The organism is Streptomyces sp. Q6 (assembly GCF_036967205.1).
Classification (GTDB): Bacteria; Actinomycetota; Actinomycetes; order Streptomycetales; family Streptomycetaceae; genus Streptomyces; species Streptomyces citrinus.
Genome location: NZ_CP146022.1, coordinates 1,910,136 through 1,935,420, shown reverse-complemented (window position 1 = coordinate 1,935,420; position 25,285 = coordinate 1,910,136). Strand labels below are relative to the sequence as shown.

Here is a 25,285-nt window from a genome sequence, read left to right as displayed (position 1 = left end):
GCAGCGCGAACGACCCCCCATCACGTCATGGACGAAGGGCGGTACGACATGGCACGCGTACGGTACGGAGCGCGCAGCGAGGCGGAGATCGCCGCCGCGCGCACCGCGAGCAGCAAGCTCCCCGACATCTGGTCCACCGGCGTGGTCGCCGTGTGGGAGTCCGACCCGGACGCGGTGGCGGCGGTCCTGCCGCCCCCGCTGAAGCCCACCGCGCGGCCCCTGGTGCGCGCCAACATCAGCAAGGTCGACCTGCCGGGCTATCCGCTGGGCGCGGGATCCGTCGCGGTCGCGGCCGAGCACGGCGGCGTCGAGGGCTGGTACCCGCTCGTCATGCCGATGACCCACGAGCGGGCGCTGATCGGCGGCCGCGAGGTCTTCGGCGAGCCGAAGAAGCTCGGCGAGGTCACCGTCGAACGCGACGGCCTGGTGGTGCGGGCCGCGCTCGCCCGGCACGGCATCGCCTTCGTGGAGGTGCGCGGCGCCGTCAGCGGCGACCTGCCGCTCCCGGAGCCCACGCAGAAGACGGACTTCTACTTCAAGTTCCTCCCCGCGGTGGACGGTTCGGGCTTCGACGCGGACCCCGTCCTCGTGCACTGCCTGCGCAACGAGAAGGTCAGGAAGCTGGAGCGGGTCACCGGGGACGTCGTGCTGCGGGAGTCCATGTTCGATCCCGTGGCCGACCTGCCGGTGCGCACCCTGGTCGAGATCACCCTCGGCGAGAAGACCACCGACCAGCGGGGCAAGGTCGTCGAGCGGGTCAGCGCCCAGGCCCTCCTGCCGTACATCCACCAGCGCTACGACGACCCGCAGCAGATCCTCGACGGGCCGCCCGAGGGGAGCGTCTGATGCGCCTGGAGGCGGGACAGGTCGCCGTCGTCACGGGCGCGGCGAGCGGCATCGGCCTCGCGCTGGCCCGCCGGTTCGCGGCGGACGGCCTGAAGGTGGTGCTCGCCGACGTCGAGAAGGGCGCCCTGGAGAGCGCGGCCGCCGACCTGCGGGCGGACGGGGCGACGGTGCACGCGCGCGTGGTCGACGTCGGCGAGCGCGAGCAGATGAAGGCGCTCGCCGAGGACACGTACGCGACGTTCGGCGCCTGCCATGTGCTGTGCAACAACGCGGGCGTCGGCTCGGGCGCGGAAGGCCGCATGTGGGAGCACGAACCCAACGACTGGAAGTGGGCGTTCGACGTCAACGTGTGGGGCGTCTTCCACGGCATCCAGGCGTTCGTGCCCCGCATGCTCGCGGCCGGTGAGCCGGGGCACGTCGTCAACACGTCCTCCGGTGACGGCGGCATCGCGCCGCTGCCGACCGCCTCCGTGTACGCGGTCACGAAGGCGGCCGTGGTCACGATGACCGAGTCGCTGTACGCGCACCTGAGGGCGGAGCACGCGCGCGTGGGCGCCTCGGTGCTCTTCCCCGGCCCCCACATGCTGCGTACGGGCCTGTGGGAGTCGCACCGCAACCGGCCCGACCGGTTCGCGAAGGAGCGCCCCCGCAAGACGCCCTACCGCAGCCTCGACCAGTGGGAGGCCGCCATGAAGGAGGCGGGCAAGCAGGTCGAGTTCACGCCCGTCGAGGAAGTGGCGGACTTCGTCGCGCAGGGCATCGCGGCGGACCGGTTCTGGCTGCTTCCCGACAGCGAGCACAGCGACCGGCAGATCCGGGCCCGCTCACGCTCGATGCTGGACCGGGCGAACCCGGCGTACCTGGAGAGCTTCATTCTCGACTGATCCTCCGAGGAGGGACGCACGATGAGCAACCAGGACCCCTACCTGATCATCTCCTCCGACTGCCACGCCGGACTGCCGACGGAGGAGTACCGCCCCTACCTGGACAGCCGCTTCCACCGCGCCTTCGACGAGTTCCTCGGTGAGCGGGACAAGCGCCGCGAGGAGGCGACGCGGCTCGGCATCCGCAACGACGCGTTCGCCGCGAAGTGGTTCCAGGACAACGAGGAGGGCCTGCGCGGCGGCTGGGACTCCGCACAGCGCCTCAAGGAGCTCGACGGCGACGGGGTGGCCGCCGAGGTCGTCTTCCCCGACGCGGACGCCGTGGACAGCCAGACGGCGGCACCCTTCGGCGTCGGGCTCGGCCTCTCCGGCGACCAGGACCCCGAGCTCGGCATGGCGGGCGCGCAGGCGCACAACCGCTGGCTCGCCGAGTTCGTCGCGCAGAACCCCGAACGGCACTGCGGGGTCGCCCTGCTGCCGATCACCGCCGACCCGGACAAGGTCGTCGCCGAGGTGCACCGCGCCAAGGAGTCGGGGCTCGGCGCCCTGATGATCCCCTCCATGTGGGTCGACAAGGACCCGTACCACGCGAGCCGTTACGACCCGGTGTGGGCGGCCGCGGCCGAGTGCCAGATGCCGGTCGTGACGCATTCGGGCGCCGCGCCCCGCCACGAGTACGGCGACCATCTCGGCATCTACGTGAGCGAAGTGACGTGGTGGCCGGCCCGTCCCCTGTGGTTCCTGCTCTGGTCCGGCGTCTTCGAGCGGCATCCGGGGCTGAGGTTCGGCGTCGCCGAGTCGGGCTGCTGGTGGCTGCCCAACCTGCTGTGGTTCATGGACCGCCTCTACCTGGGCGCCCACGGCGGCAAGAAGCTGTCCCCGTTCGCCGAGCTGAAGCGCGCGCCGCACGAGTACCTCGACCGGCAGATCTTCGTCTGCGCCACCAACACCAAGCGCCGCGAACTGGCGCAGCGCTACGAGATCGGCGTCGACAACATCCTGTGGGGCAGCGACTTCCCCCACCCCGAAGGGACCTGGCCGGACACGCGCGCGTGGCTGAAGAAGACCTTCCACGACATCCCCGTCGCGGAGACCCGCCGCATGCTGGGCCTGGCGGCCGCCGAGGTGTTCGGCTTCGACACCGAGAAGCTCGCCCCGCTCGCCCGGCGCATCGGACCGACCCCGGCCGACCTCGGCCAGGACGCCGACCAGAGCGCCGTCGAGGCGTCCTGGGCGCGCTCGCGCGACGTGGGCAGGCACTGGCTGACCGACCACGACTTCCCGACCCTCGGGGTGACCCCATGAGCACACCGGACGAGCGCTACACCGTGATCTCCGCGGACTGCCACGCGGGCGCCGATCTCCTCGACTACAAGCCGTACCTGGAGGCCCGTCACCACGACGCCTTCGACGCGTGGGCGGCCACCTACGTGAACCCGTACGAGGACCTCCTCGCCGACACCGCCGACCGCAACTGGAACTCCGACCGTCGCGTCGCCGAGCTGGAGCGCGACGGCATCGTCGCCGAGGTCGTCTTCCCCAACACCATCCCGCCGTTCTTCCCGTCGGCGTCCCTCATGGCACCGGCGCCCACACCCGGGGAGTTCGAGCGGCGCTGGGCCGGCCTGCGGGCCCACAACCGGTGGCTCGCGGACTTCTGCGCCGCGGCTCCCGGGCGCCGGGCGGGCGTCTTCCAGATCCTCCTGAACGACGTCGAGGAGGCCGTGAAGGAGATCCGCTGGGCGGCCGCGGCGGGCCTGAAGGGCGGCCTGTTGCTGCCCGGCACACCGCCCGGCTCCGGACTCCCCGAGCTCTACTCGTCGACGTACGACCCGATCTGGCGGGTCTGCGCCGAACTCGGCGTCCCCGTCAACCACCACGCGGGCTCCGCGTCCCCGCCGCTCGGCGACGAACCCGCCGCACGCGCGGTCTTCATGGTCGAGACGACCTGGTTCTCGCACCGCGCCCTGTGGCACCTCGTCTTCGGCGGCGCGTTCCGCAAGCACCCGGACCTGAAGCTCGTCCTCACCGAACAGGGCTCGGGCTGGATCCCCGGCGTGCTCGACATGCTGGACTACTACCACGGGCGTCTCGTGGCGGCCGCGAGCAAGGCGGCGGCCGCGACGGCGCGGACCGCGGAGTCCAAGTTCGGCGCGGGGCTCGCCGATTCGATGGGCAAGGGCCCTTCCACGGTATGGCGTGAGAACTGCTACGTGGGCGCGAGTTTCATGCGCCCCCACGAAGTGCCCCTGCGGGACCGCATCGGCCTCGACAAGATCATGTGGGGCAGCGACTACCCGCACGACGAGGGCACCTACCCCTACACCCGCGAAGGTCTGCGCATCGCCTACGCGGGCCTGCCGCACGACGAGATCGCCGCCATGGTCGGAGGCAACACCGCCCGCGTCTACGGCTTCGACCTCGCCTTCCTCGACCCGATCGCGGCCCGCGTGGGCCCCACCGTCGCGGAGATCGACGAGCCCCTGAAGGAGCCGCCCGCGGACGCGACGAGCCCGGTGTTCGCGACAGGAGCGTCGGTACGGGTCTGGTGACGGTGCGGGGTGCCATCCTCGGTCCGTGACGGAATCCGGGACACCACCCACGCATGACGAGGCCCACGGCGGCGCGCTCGGCTCACGGCTCAACTGGCTGCGCGCCGCCGTGCTCGGCGCCAACGACGGCGTGGTCTCCACCGCGGGCCTCGTCGTCGGCGTGGCCGGGGCCACCGACGACCGCTCCGCGCTGCTCACGGCGGGGCTCGCCGGCCTCTTCGCCGGATCCATGTCGATGGCCGTCGGCGAGTACGTCTCCGTGTCCACGCAGCGGGACTCGGAGGAGGCCGCGATCGCCATGGAGCGACGCGAGCTGAAGGAGCGGCCGGAAGCCGAACTCGACGAGCTGACCGGCCTGCTGGAGGAGCGCGGGCTCAGCCGCGAGGTGGCCCGTGAGGCCGCCGAACAGCTCACCGCGCGGGACGCGCTGGCCGCCCACGCGCGCGTGGAGCTCGGTATCGACCCCGACGACCTCACGAACCCCTGGCACGCGGCGTGGGCCAGCTTCCTCGCGTTCACCGCGGGCGCCCTGCTCCCGCTGCTCGCCATCGTGCTGCCGCCCTCGGGCCTGCGGCTGCCCGTCACGGTCGTCTCGGTCCTGGCGGGCCTCGCGATCACGGGCTGGTTCAGCGCCCGCACGGGCAGCGCCGAGCCCCGGCCCGCCGTGTGGCGCAACGTGGGCGGCGGAGCGCTGGCGATGGCGGTCACCTACGCGGCGGGATCTTTGTTGGGAGCCGCCGGAGTCTGACCCCTACCGCGGGTAATACTTGTCAGTAACCACCTCTAGCCGAGGCTCGGTCCGGGCCTTTACGGTGCACGCATGCCGTCCCCGAACCTGCCCGATGTCGTGCTGTGGTCGATCCCCGCCTTCGTGCTGCTCACCGTCGTCGAGATCGTGAGCGTCCGCGTCCATCCCGACGAGGACGCCGCCGGATACGCGACCAAGGACGCGGCGACCAGCATCACCATGGGCCTGGGCAGCCTCGTCTTCGACTTCCTGTGGAAGATACCGATCGTCGCCATCTACACGGCGGTCTACGAACTGACGCCGCTGCGCGTGCCCGTCCTGTGGTGGACGATCCCGCTGATGCTGCTCGGACAGGACTTCTTCTACTACTGGTCCCACCGCGGGCACCACGTCATCCGCATCCTGTGGGCGTGCCACGTGGTGCACCACTCCAGCCGCAAGTTCAACCTCTCGACAGCGCTGCGCCAGCCCTGGACGAGCCTCACCGTGTGGCCGTTCTACCTGCCGCTCATCGCGTGCGGCGTGCACCCGGCGGCGCTCGCGTTCTGCTCGTCGGCCAACCTCGTCTACCAGTTCTGGATCCACACCGAGCGCATCGACAGGATGTGGCGCCCCTTCGAGTACGTCTTCAACACGCCCTCCCACCACCGCGTGCACCACGCCTCCCAAGGCGGCTACCTGGACCGGAACTTCGGGGGGATCCTGATCGTCTGGGACCGCCTCTTCGGCTCGTGGACGGCGGAGGCCGAGCGTCCGGTGTTCGGGCTCACCAAGAACATCAGCACCTACAACCCGCTGCGGGTGGCCACGCACGAGTACGTGGCCATCGCCAGGGACCTCAAGGCGGCGGACAGTTGGCGCGAGCGGGCCGGACGGGTCTTCCGCGGGCCCGGCTGGCAGCCCGCGCCCGCACGCGTGCCCAGCGCCCCGCGGAAGGTCACCGAGGGCGCCGCGTGAGCCGTACCGAGGCGCTGCGGATCGGCTTCTTCGCCGTGTGCGCCGCGGACCTCGCCGCGCTGCTCGCCGGCCTCGACACCGCGCACACCGTCCTCAAGCCGCTGCTCATGCCCGCCCTCGTGGCGTACGTCGTCGCGCGCGGCGGGCCCCGACCGCTGTGCGGCGCGCTGCTCCTGGGCTGGGGCGGCGACGTGCTCCTGCTGTTCGACCAGGACGCCGCGTTCCTCGCCGGGATGGGCTGCTTCGCCGCCGGGCACATCTGCTACCTCGTGCTCTTCAAGCGGTACGGGACGCCACGCGCGCGCGGATCGATGCTCGGGATCGTGTACGTCGTCGTCCTGTCCAACACCGTCGCCGCGCTCTGGCCCGATCTGCCGGCCGACATGCGGGTGCCCGTCGCCGTGTACAGCGTGCTGCTGACCGCCATGGCGTTCGGCGCGTCCCGGCTCGGCCGCACGGCGGGCATCGGCGGCGCGCTGTTCCTGCTCTCGGACTCGCTCATCGCCCTGGGCGTCGCCGAGTGGCCGGAAGTCTGGCAGCAGGACTTCTGGATCATGCTCACCTACGTGGCGGCGCAGTACCTGCTGGCCCGCGGGGTCCTCGATGCGCGCGGCGCGGGCGGAGCGGCGTACCGTGATGAGGAGCGCGCCGAAACCCGGCGCACGCCTCACTGACCTGCACCGACCTGTGCCGATCCGCATCGACCTGCTCCCGATCGGCACGGCACTGATCCGCACGAAGGAACACCCCGTATGCGCGCCACCACCATTCACGCCCCGTTCGACATGCGGGTCGAGGACGTCCCGGAGCCCGTCGTCCAGCTCCCCACCGACGCGGTCGTACGAGTCCTGCGCGCGTGCATCTGCGGCAGCGACCTGTGGGCCTACCGGGGCGAGGCGGCGCGCCGGCCGGGCCAGCGGATCGGGCACGAGTTCCTCGGCATCGTGGAGGAGACCGGCACCGAGGTGACCGGCGTCCGGCGCGGCGACCTCGTCGTCGCGCCGTTCATGTGGTCGGACGGTGTGTGCGACTACTGCCGCGAGGGCCTGACCACCTCGTGCGAGCACGGCGGCTTCTGGGGCGCGGTCGGCCACGACGGCGGCCAGGGCGAGGCCGTGCGCGTCCCGTACGCCGACGGCACCCTCGTGCAGCTGCCGGCCGACGCCGCCTCCGACGACCACCTGCTGTCCGCCCTCCTGACGCTCTCCGACGTGATGGGCACCGGCCACCACGCGGCCCTCGGCGCGGGCGTGCGCAAGGGGCCACGGTCGCCGTCGTGGGGGACGGCGCGGTGGGCCTGTGCGGCGTCCTCGCGGCCAAGCGGCTCGGCGCCGAGCGGATCATCGCGCTCGGCCGCCACCAGGCCCGTACGGACATCGCGCGGCGCTTCGGCGCCACGGACGTCGTCGCCGAGCGCGGCGACGCGGCCGTCGAGGCGATCCGCGAACTCACCCGCGGCCAGGGCGCGCACGCCGTGATCGAGGCCGTCGGCACCGAGCAGTCCATGAAGACGGCCGTGAACATCACCCGCGACGGCGGCGCCATCGGCTTCGTCGGCGTTCCGCACGGCAGCGGCACCGGCCTCGACCTGGGCGTCATGTTCGACCGGAACATCGCGCTGCGCGGCGGTGTCGCCCCCGTCCGCAGCTACATCCCCGAGCTGCTGCCCGACGTCCTGGACGGCACGATCGACCCGTCGCCCGTCTTCGACATGACGGTCGACATCGAAGGCGTGCCCGGCGGCTACAAGGCGATGGACGAGCGCACCGCCCTGAAGGTCCTCGTCACCAACTGACCGTCATCGGCCGAGCGACCGCACCGGTCGCTCACCAGCGGATCGGCAGCGGCAGCGCGGTCAGGACCGCGGACACCGCCACCACGACGGCGAGCACCGCGACCTCCGCGCGCGCGGGAACGTACGCCCGTGTACGGTCCCGCGCGCCGCGCAGCCGCAGCCGCGCCACCAGCGCGAGCCCGGCGACGACCACCACGAGCAGCACCTTCGCGAGGAGGGTGCGCCCGTACGCCGTCGTCGTGAGCTGGTCGACGACCGTGCTCGGCGGCATCCGGCGCAGCGTGCTGCACACCCCCGTCGCCGTGATGGCGGCGAGCAGGAGCGCGGCCACGCGCGCGTAGAGCCCGAGCAGCCCCGTGCCGGCCTCGGGGGCGCGCGTCCGCCACGCGTGCGTGGTGCGCAGGACGTACAGGAGCCCGCCCACCCACAGGGCGGCGCTCGTCAGATGGACCAGGGTGAGTCCGGAGCCGACGAGCGGGGTGTCCTCGACCGGCGGGTGGGCCCGCAGCGCCTCCGCGACCACCACGGCGGCCAGCGGCAGCACCGCGGTGCCCGGACGGCGCGAACGGGCGCACAGGGCCGCCACCAGGAACGCGTTCACCTCGACGAGGGCGAGGGTGCCGTCGCGCGTCCCGTACAGGCCGCCGATGTCCAGGGCCGCGACGCTGTGCGGGACGAGATTCCCGGAGGCCACCACGGAGGCGAGCCCGAGCGCCGCGGCGAACCCCGCCCAGGGCGCGTACCGCGACCAGCGGCGGGGCCGGGGGCCAGCGGGTCGACCTTGCGGGCGAGGAACCCGGCGAACACCTCGCCCAACTGCACGCACAGCGCGGCGAACAGCACGGTCCGCAGCAGCGCGATCCCGCCCACGCCGGGCGCCGAGGCCTCGCCCGTGCCGTCGAGCGCGGCCCGCGGCCCGAACATCGGGATCAGGGCCGCGGCGGCGACGAGCACGACGACGGCGACGGCGCGCCCGGCGCCGGGTCTGCGCACGGGCACGTCCGCCGGAACGGACATCTCGGTGGTCGGTGGAATCGAACTCACGGTTGGATCTTCGCCAGTGCGGGCAGATCAGGGCAAGTGCACAGGGACAACTGGAGCAAAGCGATCCGGACGTTCGCCCGCCTGATGCCCCCAGCCCCGCTCCCCGCCCACCTCGCGGACCCGCTCAGCGTGGCCCCGTTCGCCGGCAGGCGCTCAGACCCACGCGGGGACGTCGGTTCCCCAGACCCCCGGCGGACGCGCCCAGTCGGTGGGGCCACCGGCGAACGACACCGGCGGCGGCGCGTACCGCAGCCGCCCCACCGGGCTGTCGCGCTCCGCGAGCACGGGGGCGAGAGCCCGCCCCTCGGCCGGGACGCCCCGCTCGTCCCGTTCGCCGCCGAGCAGCCAGTGCGCCGTCTGCGCGAGCGCGAACCGCAGCACCCGTGAACCGCCGTCCCGCGCCTGCTCGGTGAGCGAGCGCAGCACCCCCGCCGCGATCAGATACCCCGTGCCGTGGTCGAGCGCCTGCGCCGGCAGCGCGCCCGGAGCGTCGGGCGAACCCTCCACCGCCGCGATGCCCGTCGCCACCTGGACGAGGCTGTCGAAGCCGCGCCGCCCGCCCCACGGCCCGTACGCGCCCCACGCCGACAGCGACGCCACCACGAGCCCGGGACGCCGCTCCACGAGCGTCTCGGCGTCGAGCCCGAACCGGTCGAGCGCGCCGGGGCGGTACCCCGTGACCACCACATCGGCGCCGGACAGCAACTCGTCGAACGTGCGCCGGTCCGCTCCGTCGCCCAGGTCGAGCCGCGTCGAGCGCTTCCCGAAACCGGTGTCGGCGTGCGCGTCCGGGTCTTCCCGCAGCTGCGGCGCGTCCACCCGCAGCACGTCCGCCCCGAGCAGCGCCAGCGTGCGCGTCGCGACCGGGCCCGCGATGACCCGGGTGAGGTCGAGGACCCGTACCGGCCGATCCGCCGGGCGCGGCGGCGCCTCGTCGACCCGCTCCCGGGTCAGCAGCGGACGGGCCGCCACCGCGGCGCCCTGCGGATGGGCCGCCCACTCCTCGGGCGTGCGCAGCGCGACGGCCAGGCCCCCGGCCGCGTACACGCTCTCCTCGACCTCGTACGCCGACCGTCCGGCGAGCAGCGCCGCCACCTCGTCGACCGTGGCGTCCTCGGCGACGCCGAGCGCCGCGCACAGCCGCGCGCGGTGGTGCGGGTAGTTGGCGTGGGTGCGCAGCCGGCCCTCCTTGGTGTGCCAGAAGCGCGACAGGGGCGCGAAGTTGACCGGCGCGCGCCCGTCGATGAGCAGATGCCGCTCGCTGATGAAGGAGGTCGCCACCGCGCCGTCGTCGACCCGCACCTGTATGTCGTCGACGGGCCGCCCCGCGCGCGTGGCGGCGAATTCCGCCGCCGCGAGCGAGCAGGCACCGACGCAGGCGCCGGCCAGCGCGCGTACGGGGAGGCGGGCGGGCAGCGCGCCCGCGCGCGTGAGGTGCGAGATGCGGGACAGCAGGGCCGGGTCGCCGCCCAGCGCGTCCCAGGCGACTGAGGTGTCGACTGCGTAGGTCATACGAGAACTATCCAGGAGCGGTGGGTGCGGGATCCGGCCGGACCCCGCACCCACCGGATCGCCCCTACTTGGTCACGGCGTCCAGCGCGTCCGCCGTACCGGCACCGTAGAAGCTGTTCCTGTTCTTGCTTCCCTCGCACACCGCGTCGACCGTACCGTCGCCGTCGATGTCGTACGGGTCGGTGCACGCGGTCGCGTCGGCCTCCCCGTACAGAAGGGCCTTCACCTGCGCCGCCGAGGCGCGCGGGTGCGTCGACTTGATGAGCGCGGCGACGCCCGCGACATGCGGCGACGCCATCGACGTACCGGCCTTGTAGCCGTACGCGCCGCCCGGCAGGGTCGACAGGATCCGGCCGTCGACCGCCGGGGGAGCGGGCGTCTGGTACTTGGTGCTGTCGCCGCCCGGCGCCGCGATGTCGACGACGTTCTTGCCCCAGTTCGAGTACGACGCCTTGATGCCCTTGGCGCCCGTCGCCGAGACGGTGACGACACCCGGAAGCTGCGACGGGATGTCGAAGCAGTCCTTCGTGTCGATCGTCCGCGGCACCGGAGTGGTGTCGTCGGGCGACGTGTCGTCGACGATCTGGTCCTGCGCGAGGTCCGTCGCCGCGTTGCCCGCCGCCGCCACGTTCACCGCGCCCTTGTGCTCGGCGTACCGCGTGGCCCGCGTGACGGCCGTGACGAGCGCCTTCTGGTCGGCGTCCGTCGTGCAGTTGAAAAGCCAAGGGTCGGTGTAGTAGCTGGAGTTGGTGACATCGACGCCGTGGTCGGCCGCCCACATGAAGCCGCAGACCACGGCTTCCGTGTAGTACATGCCGGTGGCCGGCTCGGCCACCTTCAGGCTCGCGACCTTCACGCCCGGCGCGACGCCGGTGACGCCGACGCCGTTCTTCGCGGCGGCGATCGTGCCCGCCACGTGCATGCCGTGGTTGGACTCGCCCGCCACCGGACGCCACGCGTGGTCCTTCTGCACGGGGACGCCGCCCAGACAGTTGGCCGACGCCTCCTTGTCGAAGTTCGGCGCGATGTCCGGGTGGGTGTCGTCGACGCCCGAGTCGAGCACGCCGACGGTGACCCGCGGGCTGCCCAGCGACTTCTGGTGCGCCTGGTCCGCGTTGATGGCGGGCAGGTCCCACTGCAGGGGCTCCAGCGGGTCCTGGCCCGAACTCGCCGTTGCGGCGGCCTTCTTGACCTCGTCGGCCGTCAGCACCTGCTCGGTGGCGAGGTCGTCACTGGACTGCGCGGCCAGCGGCGCGGTGCGCGTGGCACCGGCCGACTCGATGCCCCGCGCGGCCCGGACCGTGCGTGCGAAGTCCGGGTTCTTCGAGTGGACGACGACGACACCGATCGAGTCGTACGTGATGACGACGGAACCGCCGGCCGCCGCGATGGCCTGTCGCACGGAGGCGGAACCGCCGTGCCCCGGGCGGACGTTGACGACATAGCTGAGCCGCGGCCCGTCCGCGGCGACCGGTGCCTGCGAGGCCACCGCGTTCGGGACGACGGCGAGCGCCGCCGCCGTGGCGAGCCCCGCCGGAAGCGCCAGGGTCCGTATGAGACGCGATTTCATGGGTGATGGAATCCCTTACGTCGTGACGAGCTACTCCATGACGAGCTACTCCGTGACGAGCTACTTCGTGACGGCCTTGAGCGCGTCGACGATTCCGTGGCCGTAGAAGCCGTTGTGCTGCGCGACGCCCTCGCAGACCGCGTCGACGACACCGTCGCCGTCACTGTCGTACGGGTCGCTCGGGCACGCCTGCTCGTCGGCCTGCTTCTTCAGGAGCGACTCCAACTGGCCCGGAGTCGCCTTCGGATGCGTGGACTTGAGCAGCGCGAGCACGCCGGACACGTGCGGGGCCGCCATCGACGTGCCCTGCTTGTAGCCCCAGCCGCCGCCCGGCAGCGTCGACAGGACACGGCCGTTCCTGTCCGGGGTGTCGGCCGGCTTGCGGCCGTCCCCACCCGGCGCGGAGACGTCGATGACGCCGTTGCCGTAGTTGGAGTAGTACGCCTTCTCCTTGGTGACACCCACCGACGACACCGTCACGATCCCCGGCAGCATCTCCGGGGCGATCGGGCACTCGGACGGGTCGACGGTGCGCTCGACAGGAGTGCCGTCGTCCGGACTCGACGTGTCGGTCACCGAGTCCGACGCCAGGTCGTCGTTGAAGTTGTGGGCGCTCGCCACGCTCGTGACGCCCTTGTCCCGCGCGTAGCGGATGGCCCGCGAGATCGAGTCGACCAGAGCCTTCTGATCGGCGTCGGTCACGCAGTTCATGTACCAGGGGTCGGAGTAGTAGCTGTTGTTGGTGATGTCGATGCCGTGGTCGGCGGCCCACACGAACCCGCAGACCACGGACTCCGTGTAGAAGAGCTGCGTGCCCGGGTCGGCCACCTTGATCGCGGCGACCTTCACGCCCGGCGCGACACCCGCGACGCCGACCCCGTTGCGGGCGGCGGCGATCGTGCCCGCCACGTGTGTCCCGTGGTCGGCGGCGGCCTCGTACGGGCGCCACGCGCCGAACGACGCGTCCGGCTTGCCGCCCACGCAGTTCGCGGACTGGGAGGCGGAGAAGTTCGGCGCGAGGTCGGGGTGGGTGTCGTCGACGCCGGTGTCGATGACACCGACCGTCACGGTGCGGCTGCCGTCCTCGATCGCGTTCGCCCTGTCGGCGCCGATCAGCCGCATGTCCCACTGGTTGGGCTCCAGCGGCTCCTGCGTCGCGGCGGCCCGCGCACCGGCCTTCGCGACCTGCGCGCCGGTCAGCGCCTGCGTCGTGCCCGTCTCGTCCGTGGCCGACGCGGCGAGCGGCGCGGTACGGGTCGCGCCCGCGCTCCGCACCCCGCGCGCACCGCGGATCGTCGTCCCGAAGTCCGGGTTCTTGGAGTGGGCGACGATGACGCCGATCTTGTCGTACGCGATGACGACGCTGCCGCCCGCCGCCGCGATCTCCCGCCGCACGGACGACGAAGTCCCGTGCCCGGGTGCGACGTTGACGACGTAGCTCAGCAGCGGTCCGTCCGTCGCGACGGGCGCGTCGGCCGCGACGGCGTCGGGCACCACGACGAGCGCGGACGCCATCGCGAGCCCGGCCGACACCGCGAGCGCTCTCGCAAGGCGCGCTCTCCCACGCGCGACGCCCCTCACTTCTTGACGGCCTTGAGGGCGTTCACGATGCCGTAGCCGTAGAAGCCGTTGCGCTGCACGCCGCCCTCGCAGGTGGCGTCGACGACACCGTCGCCGTCACCGTCGTACGAGGCGGGGCACGCCTGCTCGTCGGCCTGCGCCTTCATCAGGCGCTGGAGCTCGGCCGGACCGGCCTTCGGGTGCGTCGACTTGAGGAGCGCGGCGACACCGGCGGCGTGCGGCGACGCCATCGACGTGCCCTGGAGGAAGCCGTACTGGCCGCCGGGCATCGTGGAGAGGATGCGGCCGTTCTTCGACGGGGTGTCCGGGATCTGGTACTTGTCGCCGCCGGGCGCCGCGATGTCGATGACGCCGTTGCCGTAACTCGAGTAGTACGACTTGGACTTGTTCACGCCCGTCGCGCTGACCGTCACGACGCCCGGGAGCTGGGTCGGGACGTCGAAGCAGGTGTGCGGGTCGATGGTGCGGGTGACCGCCGTCGAGTCGTCGGGGCTCGACTCGTCGACGATCGCGTCGGAGTCGAGGTCGTCGTTGGAGTTGCCCGCCGAGGCGAGGTTCAGGGTGCCCTTCTTGGTGGCGTACAGCTGGGCCCGGTTGACCGCGTCGACGATGGCCCGCTGGTCGGGGTCGTCCATGCAGTTGTAGAGCCAGGGGTCCACGTAGTAGCTGTTGTTGGTGACCTCGATGCCGTGGTCGGCGGCGAACACGAAGGCGCACACGACGCTCTCCGGGTAGAACAGCTCGCTGACCGGGTCGGCCACCTTGATGCCCGCGACCTTCACGCCGGGCGCGACGCCCGCGACGCCGATGCCGTTGCGCGCGGCGGCGATCTCACCGGCGACGTGGGTGCCGTGGTAGTGCTCCGGGTTCGCGGGCCGCCAGGCGCCCGGCGAGGTGTCCGCCTTGCCGCCGACACAGTTCGCGGACTGGGAGGCGGAGAAGTTCGCGGCGAGGTCGGGGTGGGTGTCGTCGACGCCGGTGTCGATGACACCGACCGTGACGTTGCGGCTGCCCGGGTTGATGGCCGCGGCCTTGTCGGCGCCCATGGCCCGCAGGTCCCACTGGTCCGCCTCGAGCGGTTCCTGGCCCGAAGTGGCCTGCGCCGCCAGGGACTTGGCGTCGGCGGCGGAGAGCTTCTGGACCGCGCCCTCGTCGGTGGTGCCGGCCAGGCTGAGCGGCGCGGTGCGCGTGGCGCCCGCCGTGGCGACGCCCTTCGCGGCCCGTATCCGCTTGCCGAAGTCCGGGTTCGAGGAGTGCACGACGAAGACGCCGATCTTGGCGTACGTCTCGACAATGGAGCCTCCGGCCGCGGATATCGCGCGGCCCACGGAGGCGATGGTGCGGGAGTCGGTGCTACGCGTGTTGACCACGTACGCGAGGGAAGAGGCCGAGCTCGCCGAAGTCCCCGAGGCGGCAGGGGAGTCGGCCGGCGCGGCGACCGCGGACGGCAGGAAACCGAAGGAGGCCGTGAGCGCGATGCCGATCGGCAGGGCGAGGGCCATGCGGCGTCTGGCGGGCAGATGAGCCATGGGATCTCCACATCATCCGTCGTATGAGGCGAATACGGAAAAGCCCGAGACACGAGTGGTGCTCGGGCAGGTACATGACGCGTGGTGCGGTGCGAACGTATCTCTAGTCGCCGCAGGTCATCAACGAGTTCCGAAAGAAATCAGGGGAGTTGAACCACCCCGCGCGTGTCCCCGTGACGTTGGACAGGGGGTACGAGCACGATCCAGCCCCCTGTTGGATCACGCCGGAGAGCCCTACCATCGCGACCCGGCCCACGTGATCCACGTCACTGTGAGGTCCAGTTCCACCATGCGCACACCCCCGTCCCCCAGCCCGTCCCCGTCCCTGCCGACCGCATCCGCACCGCGAGGAGACTCCGTGGCCACCGACGCACCACCACCCCAGAAGGGCAGTCCGGACGCCCGTCCCACCCTGCCCTCCACCGAGGAGTTCATCGAGGTGCAGGAGAGCGCGGAGTTCGGTGAACTGCGCCGCGCGCACCGCTCGTTCGCGTTCCCGCTGACGATCGCGTTCATCGCCTGGTACCTGCTGTACGTCCTGCTCTCCAACTACGCGGGCGACTTCATGGGCACCAAGGTCTTCGGCAACATCAACGTCGCCTTCCTCCTCGGCCTCGCCCAGTTCCTGACCACGTTCCTCATCGCCTGGTGGTACGCGCGGTACTCCGCCGCGAAGCTCGACCCCAAGTCCGAGGCCCTCAAGTCCCGTCTGGAGGGCGGCGCATGAGCCCCGCACCGCAGCTGCTCGCCGCCGCAGAGGCCAGCGAGCACCGGCCGCTGATCATCACCCTGTTCGCTGTGTTCGTCGTCGCGACCCTCGTCATCACCGTATGGGCCGGCCGCCAGACCAAGAGCGCGTCCGACTTCTACGCGGGCGGCCGCCAGTTCACCGCCTTCCAGAACGGCCTCGCCGTCTCCGGCGACTACATGTCGGCGGCGTCCTTCCTCGGTATCGCCGGCGCCATCGCCCTCTTCGGCTACGACGGCTTCCTCTACTCCATCGGCTTCCTGGTCGCCTGGCTCGTGGCGCTCCTCCTGGTCGCCGAACCGCTGCGCAACTCCGGCCGCTACACGATGGGCGACGTCCTCGCCTACCGGATGCGCCAGCGCCCGGTCCGCACGGCGGCCGGCACCTCCACGATCGTCGTCTCGATCTTCTACCTGCTCGCGCAGATGGCGGGCGCGGGCGTCCTCGTCTCGCTCCTGCTCGGCATCACCTCGGACGCGGGCAAGGTCGGCATCGTCGCCCTCGTCGGCGTCCTGATGATCGTGTACGTGACGATCGGCGGCATGAAGGGCACCACCTGGGTGCAGATGGTCAAGGCGGTCCTGCTGATCGCCGGCGCCATCCTCCTCACCTTCCTGGTCATGCTGAAGTTCAACTTCAACATCTCCGACCTGCTCGGCACGGCCGCCTCGAACAGCGGCAAGGGCACCCCGTTCCTGGAGCCCGGTCTCAAGTACGGCGCCACCGGCACCTCGAAGATCGACTTCATCTCGCTGGGCATCGCGCTCGTCCTCGGCACCGCCGGCCTGCCGCACATCCTGATCCGCTTCTACACGGTGCCGACCGCCAAGGCCGCCCGTAAGTCGGTCAACTGGGCCATCGGCATCATCGGCGCCTTCTACCTGATGACGATCGCGCTCGGCTTCGGCGCGGCCGCCCTCATCAAGCCGGACGAGATCATCGCCTCCAACCCGGCGGGCAACACGGCGGCGCCCCTGCTGGCCCTGCATCTGGGGGGCGTCGACTCCAACTGGGGCGCGATCCTCCTCGCCTCGATCTCGGCGGTCGCGTTCGCCACGATCCTCGCGGTCGTCGCGGGCCTCACCCTCGCCTCGTCGTCCTCGTTCGCGCACGACATCTACGCGAACGTCATCAAGCGCGGCAAGGCGTCGGAGAAGCAGGAGATGCAGGCGGCCCGCTGGGCGACCGTCTTCATCGGCATCATCTCGATCGCGCTCGGCGCGCTCGCCCGCGACCTGAACGTGGCCGGCCTGGTCGCGCTCGCCTTCGCGGTCGCCGCCTCCGCCAACCTGCCGACGATCCTCTACAGCCTCTTCTGGAAGCGCTTCAACACCAACGGCGCCCTCTGGTCGATCTACGGAGGCCTCTTCACCGCGGTCTTCCTCGTCCTGTTCTCACCGGTCGTCTCGGGCAACCCGAAGACCTCCATGTTCAAGGGCGTCGACTTCCACTGGTTCCCGCTGGAGAACCCCGGCATCATCTCGATCCCGGTCGGATTCCTGCTGGGCGTCATCGGTACGTACATGGCCAAGGAGAAGGCCGACAAGGGCAAGTACGCGGAGCTCGAGGTCCGGTCCCTGACCGGCACCGGAGCCCACTGACCCACCCGTACGCCGCGCGCCCCCGCCGTAGAAGGCTGTAGCTCTCTACGACGGGGGCGCGGCACGCTCGTGGGATCTTCGGCCTGTCGATGTCATACCCGTCACGTAGGCTCGGCGGTGTCAGGCAGAACGCGCTCAGGGAGGGGGCCCACGTGCTCATCGACACTTTCGGCCGAGTGGCCACCGACCTCCGGGTCTCGTTGACCGACCGGTGCAATCTCCGCTGTACGTACTGCATGCCCGAAGAGGGCCTGCAATGGCTGGCCAAGCCGGACCTGCTGACGGACGACGAGATCGTCCGCCTCATCCGCATCGCCGTCACCCACCTCGGCATCACCGAGGTCCGCTTCACCGGCGGCGAACCCCTGCTCCGCCCGGGTCTGGTCGGCATCGTCGAGCGGGTCGCCGCCCTGGAGCCCCGCCCCCAGATGTCCCTGACGACGAACGGGATCGGGCTCAAGCGCACCGCGCGGGCGCTCAAGGAAGCGGGCCTCGACCGGGTGAACGTGTCGCTGGACACCCTGCGCCCGGACGTCTTCAAGACACTGACCCGCCGCGACCGCCACAAGGACGTCATCGAGGGCCTGGAGGCCGCCCACGACGCGGGCCTGACCCCGGTGAAGATCAACTCGGTCCTGATGCCGGGGCTGAACGAGGACGAGGCTCCCGAGCTCCTGGCCTGGGCGGTCGAGCACTCCTACGAACTGCGCTTCATCGAGCAGATGCCGCTCGACGCCCAGCACGGCTGGAAGCGCGACGGCATGATCACCGCGGGGGACATCCTCACCTCGCTCCGTACGCGCTTCGAGCTGACGCCCGAGGGTTCCGACGAGCGCGGCTCCGCCCCGGCCGAGCGCTGGGTCGTCGACGGGGGCCCGCACCGCGTCGGCGTCATCGCCTCGGTCACCCGCCCGTTCTGCTCGGCCTGCGACCGCACCCGCCTCACCGCCGACGGCCAGGTCCGCACCTGCCTGTTCGCCACGGAGGAGACGGACCTGCGCGCGGCCCTGCGGGCGGACGGCGCGGAGAGCGACGACGAGGGCATCGCCGATATCTGGAAGCGCGCGATGTGGGGCAAGAAGGCCGGCTCGGGTCTCGACGACCCGACGTTCCTCCAGCCCGACCGCCCGATGTCCGCGATCGGCGGCTGACGCCTACGCGCCGTCGTTGTCGGGGTGGGACTCCCACTCCGACAGCGTGACGACGTCCTTCAGGAACCCCCGCACGCCCAGGAACTGGGAGAGGTGCTCGCGGTGCTCGTCGCACGCGAGCCACGTCTTGCGCCGGTCCGGGGTGTGCAGCTTCGGGTTGTTCCACGCCAGCACCCACACGGCGTCGGCGCGACAGCCCTTGGCCGAGCACTGGGGCGTGGTGGGCGAGGGCTGCGACGAGGCGGAGAGATCGGCGAGGTTCACGCCTCAACCTTAAAGGCCCCGGGAAAGGCCCCGCCAAAGCCCCGGGACAGGGTCTGCGCGGACGTCGCGAGAGGCCGTCGAGGCCGGCAAAAAGCCCCCGGAAATGGCGACGCCGAGCAGCCACGGGGGGAGCTGCCCGGCGTCGGTCCGTCGCTCCGACGGGGGATGCGGAGCGCGTACGAAGTATGTCATGGGGCACCCCCGACCCGGCACCGGAACCACATGATTGATCTGAGCTTTTCTTGAGCTTTGCGGACTAGTCGCACAGCGCGTTCGCGCGGCACCGGACGGTGTGCGCCGGGCCGTCCGCTAGCCGCGGTCCTCCGGGACGGATTCCGCGGGACCGCCGGTCGGAGCCGGTGCGATCATGGGCCGCGTGGGGGCGGGCACGAAGGTCGAGGGCAGCCCCGGCACGTTCTCCCGGCCCGCGTTGGCGATGACCACGGCGACGTAGGGGAGGAAGGCGCCGACGACGAGCGTCACGATGGCGACGTGCCTCTCCACGTTCCACAGCACCGCCGTGAGGATCACCGCGAGCGTGCGGATCCCCATCGAGATGATGTAGCGGCGCTGCCGCCCGCGGACGTCCTCGGCGAGGCCCTGCCGGGCCCCTGTGATCCGGAAGACCTCTGCTCCGCCGTTGCTGCCGCGCTTCCGCATCACATTCCACCACCCGCCGACTAGCCGGACTCTCCCCGGACCGGACCGTCTCCACGTTACGCCCGGGGTGCGTCGGCTACGAGACCGGGGCAGGTCTGACCTGGGCGTGCCGTCTGCGCCGTACCGCGTACGGGCTCACCCGACATGCGCCGTACGGAGTACGGACCGAAACTGATCACAAGTGCGCAGGCGCGCATCCTCGCGCCGCCAGAGGAGGCGACGGCATGGCCTGGTTGTGGGCAATCATCGTGGGCTTCGTTCTCGGCCTGATCGCCAAGGCGATCCTGCCGGGCAAACAAGCGATCCCTCTGTGGCTGACGACGGTCTTCGGCATCATCGGCAGCGTCCTGGGCAACTGGGCGGCCACGGGCCTGGGCGTCAACGACACCCGGGGCATCGACTGGACCCGCCATCTGTTGCAGCTCATCGGCGCCATCGTGGTGGTCGGCGTCGGCGACATGGCATGGGTGGCGCTACGCGGCAACAAGAGGAAAGCCTGACGAAGCACAATTCCCCCGCACCCCTCATGAGGGGTGCGGGGCACTGTCGCGTGTGAGCGGTCAGCCCTTGAGCTCCACGGCGGCCAGGTTCTTCTTGCCGCGCCGCAGCACCAGCCACCGGCCGTGCAGCAGTTCCTCGGTGCCCGGGACGAAGTCCTCGGCCGCGACCTTCACGTTGTTCACGTAGGCCCCGCCCTCCTTCACGGTGCGCCGGGCGGCCGACTTGCTGGCGACCAGACCGACCTCGGCGAAGAGGTCGACGACCGGACCGAGCTCGGCGACCTCCACCCGGGGCAGCTCCGAGAGCGCCGCGGCGAGCGTCGCCTCGTCCAGGTCCGCCAGGTTGCCGTCGCCCTGCCCGAACAGCGCCTTCGACGCGGAGATCACGGCGGCCGTCTGGTCGGCGCCGTGCACCAGCGTCGTCAGCTCCTCGGCCAGTGCACGCTGCGCGGCACGGGCCTGCGGCCGCTCCGCGGTCAGCGTCTCCAGCTCCTCGATCTCCTCACGGGACTTGAAGGAGAAGGTGCGCAGGAACTTGGAGATGTCCCGGTCGTCCGCGTTCAGCCAGAACTGGTAGAAGGCGTACGGCGAGAACATCTCCGCGTCCAGCCAGACGGTGCCGGACTCGGTCTTGCCGAACTTGGTGCCGTCCGCCTTCGTGAGCAGCGGGGTGCCGATCGCGTGCACGACGGCCTCCGGGTGGACCCGGTGGATCAGGTCGGTGCCGGAGGTGAGGTTGCCCCACTGGTCGCTGCCGCCGGTCTGCAGGACACAGCCGTACTGCTCGTACAGCTTGAGGAAGTCCATCCCCTGCAGGATCTGGTAGCTGAACTCGGTGTAGCTGATGCCCGCGTCCGAGTTGAGCCGCCGGGAGACGGCCTCCTTGGCGATCATCTTGTTGACCCGGAAGTACTTGCCCATGTCCCGCAGGAACTCGATGGCGGACATGCCCTGGGTCCAGTCCAGGTTGTTCACCATCGTCGCCGCGTGCGGGCCCTCGAAGTCGAGGAACTTCTCGATCTGGCCGCGCAGCCGGTCCACCCAGCCGGCCACGACCTCGGGGGAGTTCAGCGTGCGCTCCGCCGTCGGCTTCGGGTCGCCGATCAGACCCGTGGCGCCGCCGACCAGACCCAGCGGACGGTGCCCCGCCTGCTGGATGCGCCGCATGGTGAGGATCTGCACCAGGTTGCCCAGGTGCAGGCTCGGCGCGGTCGGGTCGAAGCCGCAATAGAACGTGACAGGACCGTCCGCGAACGCCTTGCGCAGCGCGTCTTCGTCGGTGGACAGGGCGATGAGCCCGCGCCACTTGAGTTCGTCGACGATGTCCGTCACGGTTCTGAGTCTCCTCGTACGTACCTGAAAAGTGATCCCGGCCAGTCTATGGGCGAAACCCTGGGGTCAGACGCCCTGGCTGACCGAGCTCATGTTGAAGTCCGGCACCCGCAGCGCCGGCATCGCAGCTCTAGTGAACCAGTCGCCCCACTCCCGGGGCAGCGTCTTTTCCGTGCGCCCGGCCTCGGTGGCCCGGCTCAGCAGGTCGACCGGCGACTCGTTGAACCGGAAGTTGTTCACCTCGCCGACCACCTCGCCGTTCTCCACGAGGTACACGCCGTCGCGGGTGAGGCCGGTGAGCAGCAGCGTCGCCGGATCGACCTCCCTGATGTACCAGAGGCAGGTGAGGAGCAGCCCGCGCTCCGTGGCGGCGACCATCTCGTCCAGCGACTTCCCCGAGCCGCCGTCGAGGATGAGGTTGTCGCCGGCCGGTGCGACGGGCAGCCCGGTGAGCGCCGCGCTGTGCCGGGTCGTCGTCAGATGCCGCAGCTCACCGTCCGCGATCCACTCCGTGGCGCCGACCGGCAGCCCGTTGTCGAAGACGGAGGCGTCGTCCCCGGAGGTGTGCGCGAGCACGAACGGCGCGCATTCGAGGCCCGGCGCGTGCGGGTCGCTGCGCAGCGTCAGCGGCAGTTCGCTCAGCTTCTCGCCGACGCGCGTGCCGCCCCCTGGCCTGCTGAACACGGTCCGGCCCTCGGCCGCGTCCCGCGCGCCCGCCGACCACAGCTGGTAGATCAGCAGGTCCGCCACGGCCGTCGGCGGCAGCAGCGTCTCGTAGCGCCCGGCCGGCAGGTCGATGCGCCGCTCGGCCCAGCCGAGCCGGGTGGCGAGGTCCGCGTCCATCGCGGCCGGGTCGACGTCCGTGAAGTCGCGGGTCGAGCGCCCCGCCCACGCCGAGCGCTTGCGGTCCGGCGACTTGGCGTTCAGTTCGAGCGTTCCGTTCGGCTGGTCGTGCCGCAGCCGCACCCCCGTCGACGTACCGAGGTAGCTGGAGGTGAGCTCGTGGTGGGCGAAGCCGTACAGCTCACGCCCGCCCGCCCTGGCCCGCGCGAACGCCTCGCCCAGGGCGGGCGCGAACTCCGCGAAGATGGCCGACGACGTCTCGGCCGGCGGCTGAGTGAACGCGGGGGAGTGCGGTACGCCACTGACGAGCGGCTGCGCGTCCTCGGCGGGCCCGGCCTTCGCCGCCGCCTCCTCGGCGGCCCGCACCAGCGGCTCCAGGTCGTCGGCGGTCACCGCCGACCGCGACACGACGCCGGTCGCCGTCCCCTCCTTGCCGTCCACGGTCGCGACGACGGTCAGGGTGCGCCCGCGCGTCACCCCGTTCGTGGTCAGCGCGTTGCCCGCCCAGCGCAGATTCGCGGAGGACGTCTCGTCGGCGATGACGACACAGCCGTCGGCCCGCGACAGTTCGAGGGCGCGCTCGACGATCTCGTAGGGCTTGTTCGTACGAGGACTCATCGACCCGCCTCCTGCGTCGTGTTCAGACTGTGCTTGCCCGGGGGACGACCCCCGGACCCCCAGCCGTTTCCGGGGCTGTGGTCGGCGCGGGGCATGTCACCGTGCACGCTCATCGACCCGCCTCCTGCGTCGTGTTCAGAATGTTGACGCCCTTGAAGAGGGCCGAGGGGCAGCCGTGCGAGACGGCCGCGACCTGGCCCGGCTGGGCCTTGCCGCAGTTGAAGGCGCCGCCGAGGACGTACGTCTGCGGGCCGCCGACCGCCGCCATCGAGCCCCAGAAGTCGGTCGTCGTCGCCTGGTAGGCGACATCGCGCAGCTGACCGGTGATCCGCCCGTTCTCGATCTTGAAGAAGCGCTGGCCGGTGAACTGGAAGTTGTAGCGCTGCATGTCGATGGACCACGACCGGTCCCCGACGACGTAGATCCCGCGCTCGACCCCGGAGATCAGGTCCTCGGTCGAGAGTCCGCCCGGGTCCGGCTGGAGCGAGACGTTCGCCATCCGCTGCACCGGCACGTGCCCGGGGGAGTCGGCGTACGCGCACCCGTTGGACCGCTCGAACCCGGTCAACTTCGCGATGCGCCGGTCGAGTTGATAGCCGACCAGCGTCCCGTCCCTCACCAGGTCCCAGGACTGCCCGGCGACGCCCTCGTCGTCGTACCCGATCGTCGCGAGCCCGTGCTCGGCGGTGCGGTCACCGGTCACGTTCATGATCTCGGAGCCGTACTTCAACGTCCCGAGCTGGTCGAACGTGGCGAAGGACGTGCCCGCGTACGCCGCCTCGTAGCCGAGCGCGCGGTCCAGCTCGGTGGCGTGCCCGATCGACTCGTGGATGGTCAGCCAGAGGTTCGACGGATCGACGACCAGGTCGTACGAGCCCGCCCGGACGCTCGGCGCCCGCATCTTCTCGGCGAGCAGCTCGGGGATCTGCCCCAGCTCGCTCTGCCAGTCCCAGCCGGTGCCCGTCAGATACTCCCAGCCGCGCCCCACCGGCGGCGCGATCGTGCGCATCGAGTCGAACTCGCCGCTGGAGTCGTCCACGGAGACGGCCGTCAACTGCGGGTGCAGGCGCACCCGTTGCTGTGTCGTGACGGTCCCCGCCGTGTCCGCGTAGAACTTGTTCTCGTGGACGGAGAGGAGCGAGGCGTCCACGTGGGAGACGCCGTCGGCCGCGAGCAGCCCCGCGCTCCAGTCGGCGAGCAGCGCGGACCGCTCCTCCTCCGGTACGGAGAAGGGATCGATCTCGTACGAGGAGATCCAGGTGCGGTCGGCGTGCACGGGTTCAGCGGCGAGCTCCACGCGCTCGTCGGACCCGGCCGCCTTGATCACCTGCGCGCTCAGCTTCGCCATCGCCACGGCCTGCGAGGCCACCTTCGCCGCGGCGTCCATCGTCAGATCGACGCCCGAGGCGAACCCCCACGTACCGCCGTGCACGACCCGCACCGCGTAGCCCAGGTCCGTGGTGTCGGAGGAGCCCGACGGCTTGGCGTCCCGCAGCCGCACCTCCGCGCTGCGCACCCGCTCCAGGCGGAAGTCCGCGTGCTCGGCGCCCAGCGCGCGGGCGCGGGCGAGCGCCGCGTCGGCGAGGGCGCGCAGCGGGAGCGCCGTGAAGGCCGCATCGATCGTATGAGGCACGAATGTCTCCCTCTCGTCCGTCATGACGGTCATGCCGGTCGCCCCGATCATGTCGCGCGGCGGGGGTGCGCGGCCAGACCTTTCTGTAGGGACCCGACAGTGAGTCGAGTGCGCCACTGTCGGTGGTCGATTCTCCGTACGAAGGGTCGTACCGATAGGTTTCGAGGACCACCACCGCTATCGAAAGGGTGATCCGTTGAGCCGCTCGGTTCTCGTCACCGGAGGAAACCGGGGCATCGGCCTCGCCATCGCCCGTGCTTTCCTGGAGCAGGGTGACAAGGTCGCCTTCACCTACCGCTCGGGCGAGCCGCCCAAGGAGCTCGTCGATGCGGGCGCCCTGGCCGTTCGGTGCGACATCACGGACTCCGCGCAGGTGGACGCCGCCTACAAGGAGATCGAGGAGAAGCACGGCAACGTGGAGGTCCTGGTCGCCAACGCCGGCGTCACCAAGGACCAGCTCCTCATGCGTATGTCCGAGGAGGACTTCACGTCCGTCCTCGACACGAACCTCACCGGCACCTTCCGCGTCGTGAAGCGCGCCAACCGCGGCATGCTGCGCGCCAAGAAGGGCCGCGTCGTGCTGATCTCCTCCGTCGTCGGCCTGCTCGGCTCGGCGGGGCAGGCGAACTACGCCGCTTCGAAGGCGGGTCTGGTCGGATTCGCGCGCTCCCTCGCCCGTGAGCTCGGGTCGCGCAACCTCACCTTCAACGTCGTCGCCCCGGGCTTTGTCGACACCGACATGACCCAGGCGCTCACGGACGAGCAGCGCGCCGGCATCGTCGCGCAGGTGCCGCTCGGCCGGTACGCGCAGGTCGAGGAGATCGCCGGAGTGGTCAAGTTCCTGACCTCCGACGACGCTTCGTACATCACTGGAGCCGTCATCCCGGTTGACGGCGGACTGGGAATGGGTCACTGAG

General features: G+C 71.2%; 21 protein-coding genes and 2 pseudogenes. 13 read left to right on the top strand and 10 right to left on the bottom strand.

Going from position 1 to position 25,285, the window contains the following annotated elements:
• The first annotated feature begins 48 nt into the window (after positions 1-48).
• The 8 genes and pseudogenes from V2W30_RS09035 to V2W30_RS09000 all read left to right on the top strand — a co-directional run bounded on the left by V2W30_RS09035 (position 49) and on the right by V2W30_RS09000 (position 7,782).
• Positions 49-846, top strand: coding sequence for an acetoacetate decarboxylase family protein (locus V2W30_RS09035; RefSeq protein ID WP_338695117.1), 798 nt, complete (start codon positions 49-51; stop codon positions 844-846).
• Positions 846-1,730: an SDR family NAD(P)-dependent oxidoreductase gene (locus tag V2W30_RS09030; RefSeq protein WP_338695116.1), complete on the top strand. Its 885-nt coding sequence runs from the start codon at positions 846-848 to the stop codon at positions 1,728-1,730. The genes V2W30_RS09035 and V2W30_RS09030 overlap by 1 nt, the downstream gene beginning before the upstream one ends.
• Before the next feature lie 21 nt (positions 1,731-1,751).
• Positions 1,752-3,035 (top strand): amidohydrolase family protein, encoded by a 1,284-nt coding sequence (locus V2W30_RS09025; RefSeq protein ID WP_338695115.1) that lies wholly within the window; start codon positions 1,752-1,754, stop codon positions 3,033-3,035.
• Positions 3,032-4,282, top strand: a complete 1,251-nt coding sequence (locus V2W30_RS09020) for an amidohydrolase family protein (protein ID WP_338695114.1) — start codon at positions 3,032-3,034, stop codon at positions 4,280-4,282. Before V2W30_RS09025 ends, V2W30_RS09020 begins: the two co-directional genes overlap by 4 nt.
• Positions 4,283-4,307: 25 nt before the next feature.
• On the top strand, positions 4,308-5,030 hold the full coding sequence (locus tag V2W30_RS09015) for a VIT family protein (RefSeq protein ID WP_338695112.1): 723 nt from the start codon (positions 4,308-4,310) through the stop codon (positions 5,028-5,030).
• Between the two features lie 72 nt (positions 5,031-5,102).
• The gene (locus V2W30_RS09010; protein ID WP_338695110.1) at positions 5,103-5,987 is read left to right on the top strand and encodes a sterol desaturase family protein; all 885 of its coding nucleotides are present in this window, start codon (positions 5,103-5,105) and stop codon (positions 5,985-5,987) included.
• Positions 5,984-6,661, top strand: coding sequence for a lysoplasmalogenase (locus V2W30_RS09005; protein ID WP_338695108.1), 678 nt, complete (start codon positions 5,984-5,986; stop codon positions 6,659-6,661). The genes V2W30_RS09010 and V2W30_RS09005 overlap by 4 nt, the downstream gene beginning before the upstream one ends.
• Before the next feature lie 78 nt (positions 6,662-6,739).
• Positions 6,740-7,782: pseudogene (locus V2W30_RS09000) on the top strand (zinc-dependent alcohol dehydrogenase family protein).
• A gap of 31 nt (positions 7,783-7,813) precedes the next feature.
• Here the strand turns inward: V2W30_RS09000 and V2W30_RS08995 are convergent.
• The 5 genes and pseudogenes from V2W30_RS08995 to V2W30_RS08975 form a co-directional block, all read right to left on the bottom strand.
• A pseudogene (locus V2W30_RS08995) lies at positions 7,814-8,799 on the bottom strand (CopD family protein).
• Positions 8,800-8,979: 180 nt separating this feature from the next.
• Positions 8,980-10,338: a CoA transferase gene (locus tag V2W30_RS08990; RefSeq protein WP_338695106.1), complete on the bottom strand. Its 1,359-nt coding sequence runs from the start codon at positions 10,336-10,338 to the stop codon at positions 8,980-8,982.
• A gap of 64 nt (positions 10,339-10,402) precedes the next feature.
• A complete protein-coding gene (locus tag V2W30_RS08985; protein WP_338695104.1) occupies positions 10,403-11,908 on the bottom strand; it encodes a S8 family serine peptidase in 1,506 nt (501 codons plus the stop codon).
• A 60-nt stretch (positions 11,909-11,968) separates the two neighbouring features.
• Positions 11,969-13,423 (bottom strand): S8 family peptidase, encoded by a 1,455-nt coding sequence (locus V2W30_RS08980; protein WP_338703538.1) that lies wholly within the window; start codon positions 13,421-13,423, stop codon positions 11,969-11,971.
• 62 nt (positions 13,424-13,485) lie between these two features.
• Positions 13,486-15,018 (bottom strand): S8 family serine peptidase, encoded by a 1,533-nt coding sequence (locus V2W30_RS08975; RefSeq protein WP_338695101.1) that lies wholly within the window; start codon positions 15,016-15,018, stop codon positions 13,486-13,488.
• A 358-nt stretch (positions 15,019-15,376) separates the two neighbouring features.
• On the opposite strand from V2W30_RS08975, the gene V2W30_RS08970 reads away from it, so the two are divergent.
• The 3 genes from V2W30_RS08970 (at position 15,377) to moaA (ending at position 18,518) form a co-directional block, all read left to right on the top strand.
• Entirely contained in the window at positions 15,377-15,745 is a 369-nt protein-coding gene (locus V2W30_RS08970; protein ID WP_338695099.1) for a DUF485 domain-containing protein, read from the top strand.
• Positions 15,742-17,367 (top strand): cation acetate symporter, encoded by a 1,626-nt coding sequence (locus V2W30_RS08965; RefSeq protein ID WP_338695097.1) that lies wholly within the window; start codon positions 15,742-15,744, stop codon positions 17,365-17,367. The genes V2W30_RS08970 and V2W30_RS08965 overlap by 4 nt, the downstream gene beginning before the upstream one ends.
• Positions 17,368-17,519: 152 nt before the next feature.
• Positions 17,520-18,518, top strand: a complete 999-nt coding sequence (moaA, locus tag V2W30_RS08960) for a GTP 3',8-cyclase MoaA (RefSeq protein ID WP_338695095.1) — start codon at positions 17,520-17,522, stop codon at positions 18,516-18,518.
• A gap of 3 nt (positions 18,519-18,521) precedes the next feature.
• Here the strand turns inward: moaA and V2W30_RS08955 are convergent, their stop codons facing one another.
• The gene (locus tag V2W30_RS08955) at positions 18,522-18,782 is read right to left on the bottom strand and encodes a hypothetical protein (protein WP_338695093.1); all 261 of its coding nucleotides are present in this window, start codon (positions 18,780-18,782) and stop codon (positions 18,522-18,524) included.
• Positions 18,783-19,091: 309 nt separating this feature from the next.
• A complete protein-coding gene (locus V2W30_RS08950) occupies positions 19,092-19,442 on the bottom strand; it encodes a DUF3099 domain-containing protein (RefSeq protein ID WP_338695091.1) in 351 nt (116 codons plus the stop codon).
• 224 nt (positions 19,443-19,666) lie between these two features.
• On the opposite strand from V2W30_RS08950, the gene V2W30_RS08945 reads away from it, so the two are divergent.
• Positions 19,667-19,942: a GlsB/YeaQ/YmgE family stress response membrane protein gene (locus tag V2W30_RS08945; protein ID WP_338695089.1), complete on the top strand. Its 276-nt coding sequence runs from the start codon at positions 19,667-19,669 to the stop codon at positions 19,940-19,942.
• Positions 19,943-20,002: 60 nt separating this feature from the next.
• Here V2W30_RS08945 and tyrS read toward each other — a convergent pair whose 3' ends face one another.
• The 3 genes from tyrS to V2W30_RS08930 form a co-directional block, all read right to left on the bottom strand.
• Entirely contained in the window at positions 20,003-21,274 is a 1,272-nt protein-coding gene (tyrS, locus tag V2W30_RS08940; RefSeq protein WP_338695087.1) for a tyrosine--tRNA ligase, read from the bottom strand.
• A 66-nt stretch (positions 21,275-21,340) separates the two neighbouring features.
• Entirely contained in the window at positions 21,341-22,735 is a 1,395-nt protein-coding gene (locus V2W30_RS08935; protein ID WP_338695085.1) for a metallopeptidase TldD-related protein, read from the bottom strand.
• Between the two features lie 109 nt (positions 22,736-22,844).
• Positions 22,845-24,392 carry a TldD/PmbA family protein gene (locus V2W30_RS08930; RefSeq protein WP_425244668.1) on the bottom strand — a complete coding sequence of 516 codons (1,548 nt, stop codon included), beginning with the start codon at positions 24,390-24,392 and terminating at the stop codon, positions 22,845-22,847.
• 172 nt (positions 24,393-24,564) lie between these two features.
• Here V2W30_RS08930 and fabG point away from each other — a divergent pair, with 172 nt between their 5' ends.
• Positions 24,565-25,284 (top strand): 3-oxoacyl-[acyl-carrier-protein] reductase, encoded by a 720-nt coding sequence (gene fabG / locus V2W30_RS08925; protein WP_338695081.1) that lies wholly within the window; start codon positions 24,565-24,567, stop codon positions 25,282-25,284.
• The last annotated feature ends 1 nt before the right edge of the window (position 25,285 follow it).

Bases quoted from the DNA above. Each gene is read 5' to 3' on its own strand.
- V2W30_RS09035 (WP_338695117.1), top strand. From the start codon at position 49: ATGGCACGCGTACGGTACGGAGCGCGCAGCGAGGCGGAGATCGCCGCC.
- V2W30_RS09030 (WP_338695116.1), top strand. From the start codon at position 846: ATGCGCCTGGAGGCGGGACAGGTCGCCGTCGTCACGGGCGCGGCGAGC.
- V2W30_RS09025 (WP_338695115.1), top strand. From the start codon at position 1,752: ATGAGCAACCAGGACCCCTACCTGATCATCTCCTCCGACTGCCACGCC.
- V2W30_RS09020 (WP_338695114.1), top strand. From the start codon at position 3,032: ATGAGCACACCGGACGAGCGCTACACCGTGATCTCCGCGGACTGCCAC.
- V2W30_RS09010 (WP_338695110.1), top strand. From the start codon at position 5,103: ATGCCGTCCCCGAACCTGCCCGATGTCGTGCTGTGGTCGATCCCCGCC.
- V2W30_RS08990 (WP_338695106.1), bottom strand. From the start codon at position 10,338: ATGACCTACGCAGTCGACACCTCAGTCGCCTGGGACGCGCTGGGCGGC.
- V2W30_RS08985 (WP_338695104.1), bottom strand. From the start codon at position 11,908: ATGAAATCGCGTCTCATACGGACCCTGGCGCTTCCGGCGGGGCTCGCC.
- V2W30_RS08980 (WP_338703538.1), bottom strand. From the start codon at position 13,423: ATGGCGTCCGCGCTCGTCGTGGTGCCCGACGCCGTCGCGGCCGACGCG.
- V2W30_RS08975 (WP_338695101.1), bottom strand. From the start codon at position 15,018: ATGGCTCATCTGCCCGCCAGACGCCGCATGGCCCTCGCCCTGCCGATC.
- V2W30_RS08965 (WP_338695097.1), top strand. From the start codon at position 15,742: ATGAGCCCCGCACCGCAGCTGCTCGCCGCCGCAGAGGCCAGCGAGCAC.
- V2W30_RS08950 (WP_338695091.1), bottom strand. From the start codon at position 19,442: ATGCGGAAGCGCGGCAGCAACGGCGGAGCAGAGGTCTTCCGGATCACA.
- V2W30_RS08945 (WP_338695089.1), top strand. From the start codon at position 19,667: ATGGCCTGGTTGTGGGCAATCATCGTGGGCTTCGTTCTCGGCCTGATC.
- V2W30_RS08935 (WP_338695085.1), bottom strand. From the start codon at position 22,735: ATGAGTCCTCGTACGAACAAGCCCTACGAGATCGTCGAGCGCGCCCTC.
- V2W30_RS08930 (WP_425244668.1), bottom strand. From the start codon at position 24,392: ATGACGGACGAGAGGGAGACATTCGTGCCTCATACGATCGATGCGGCC.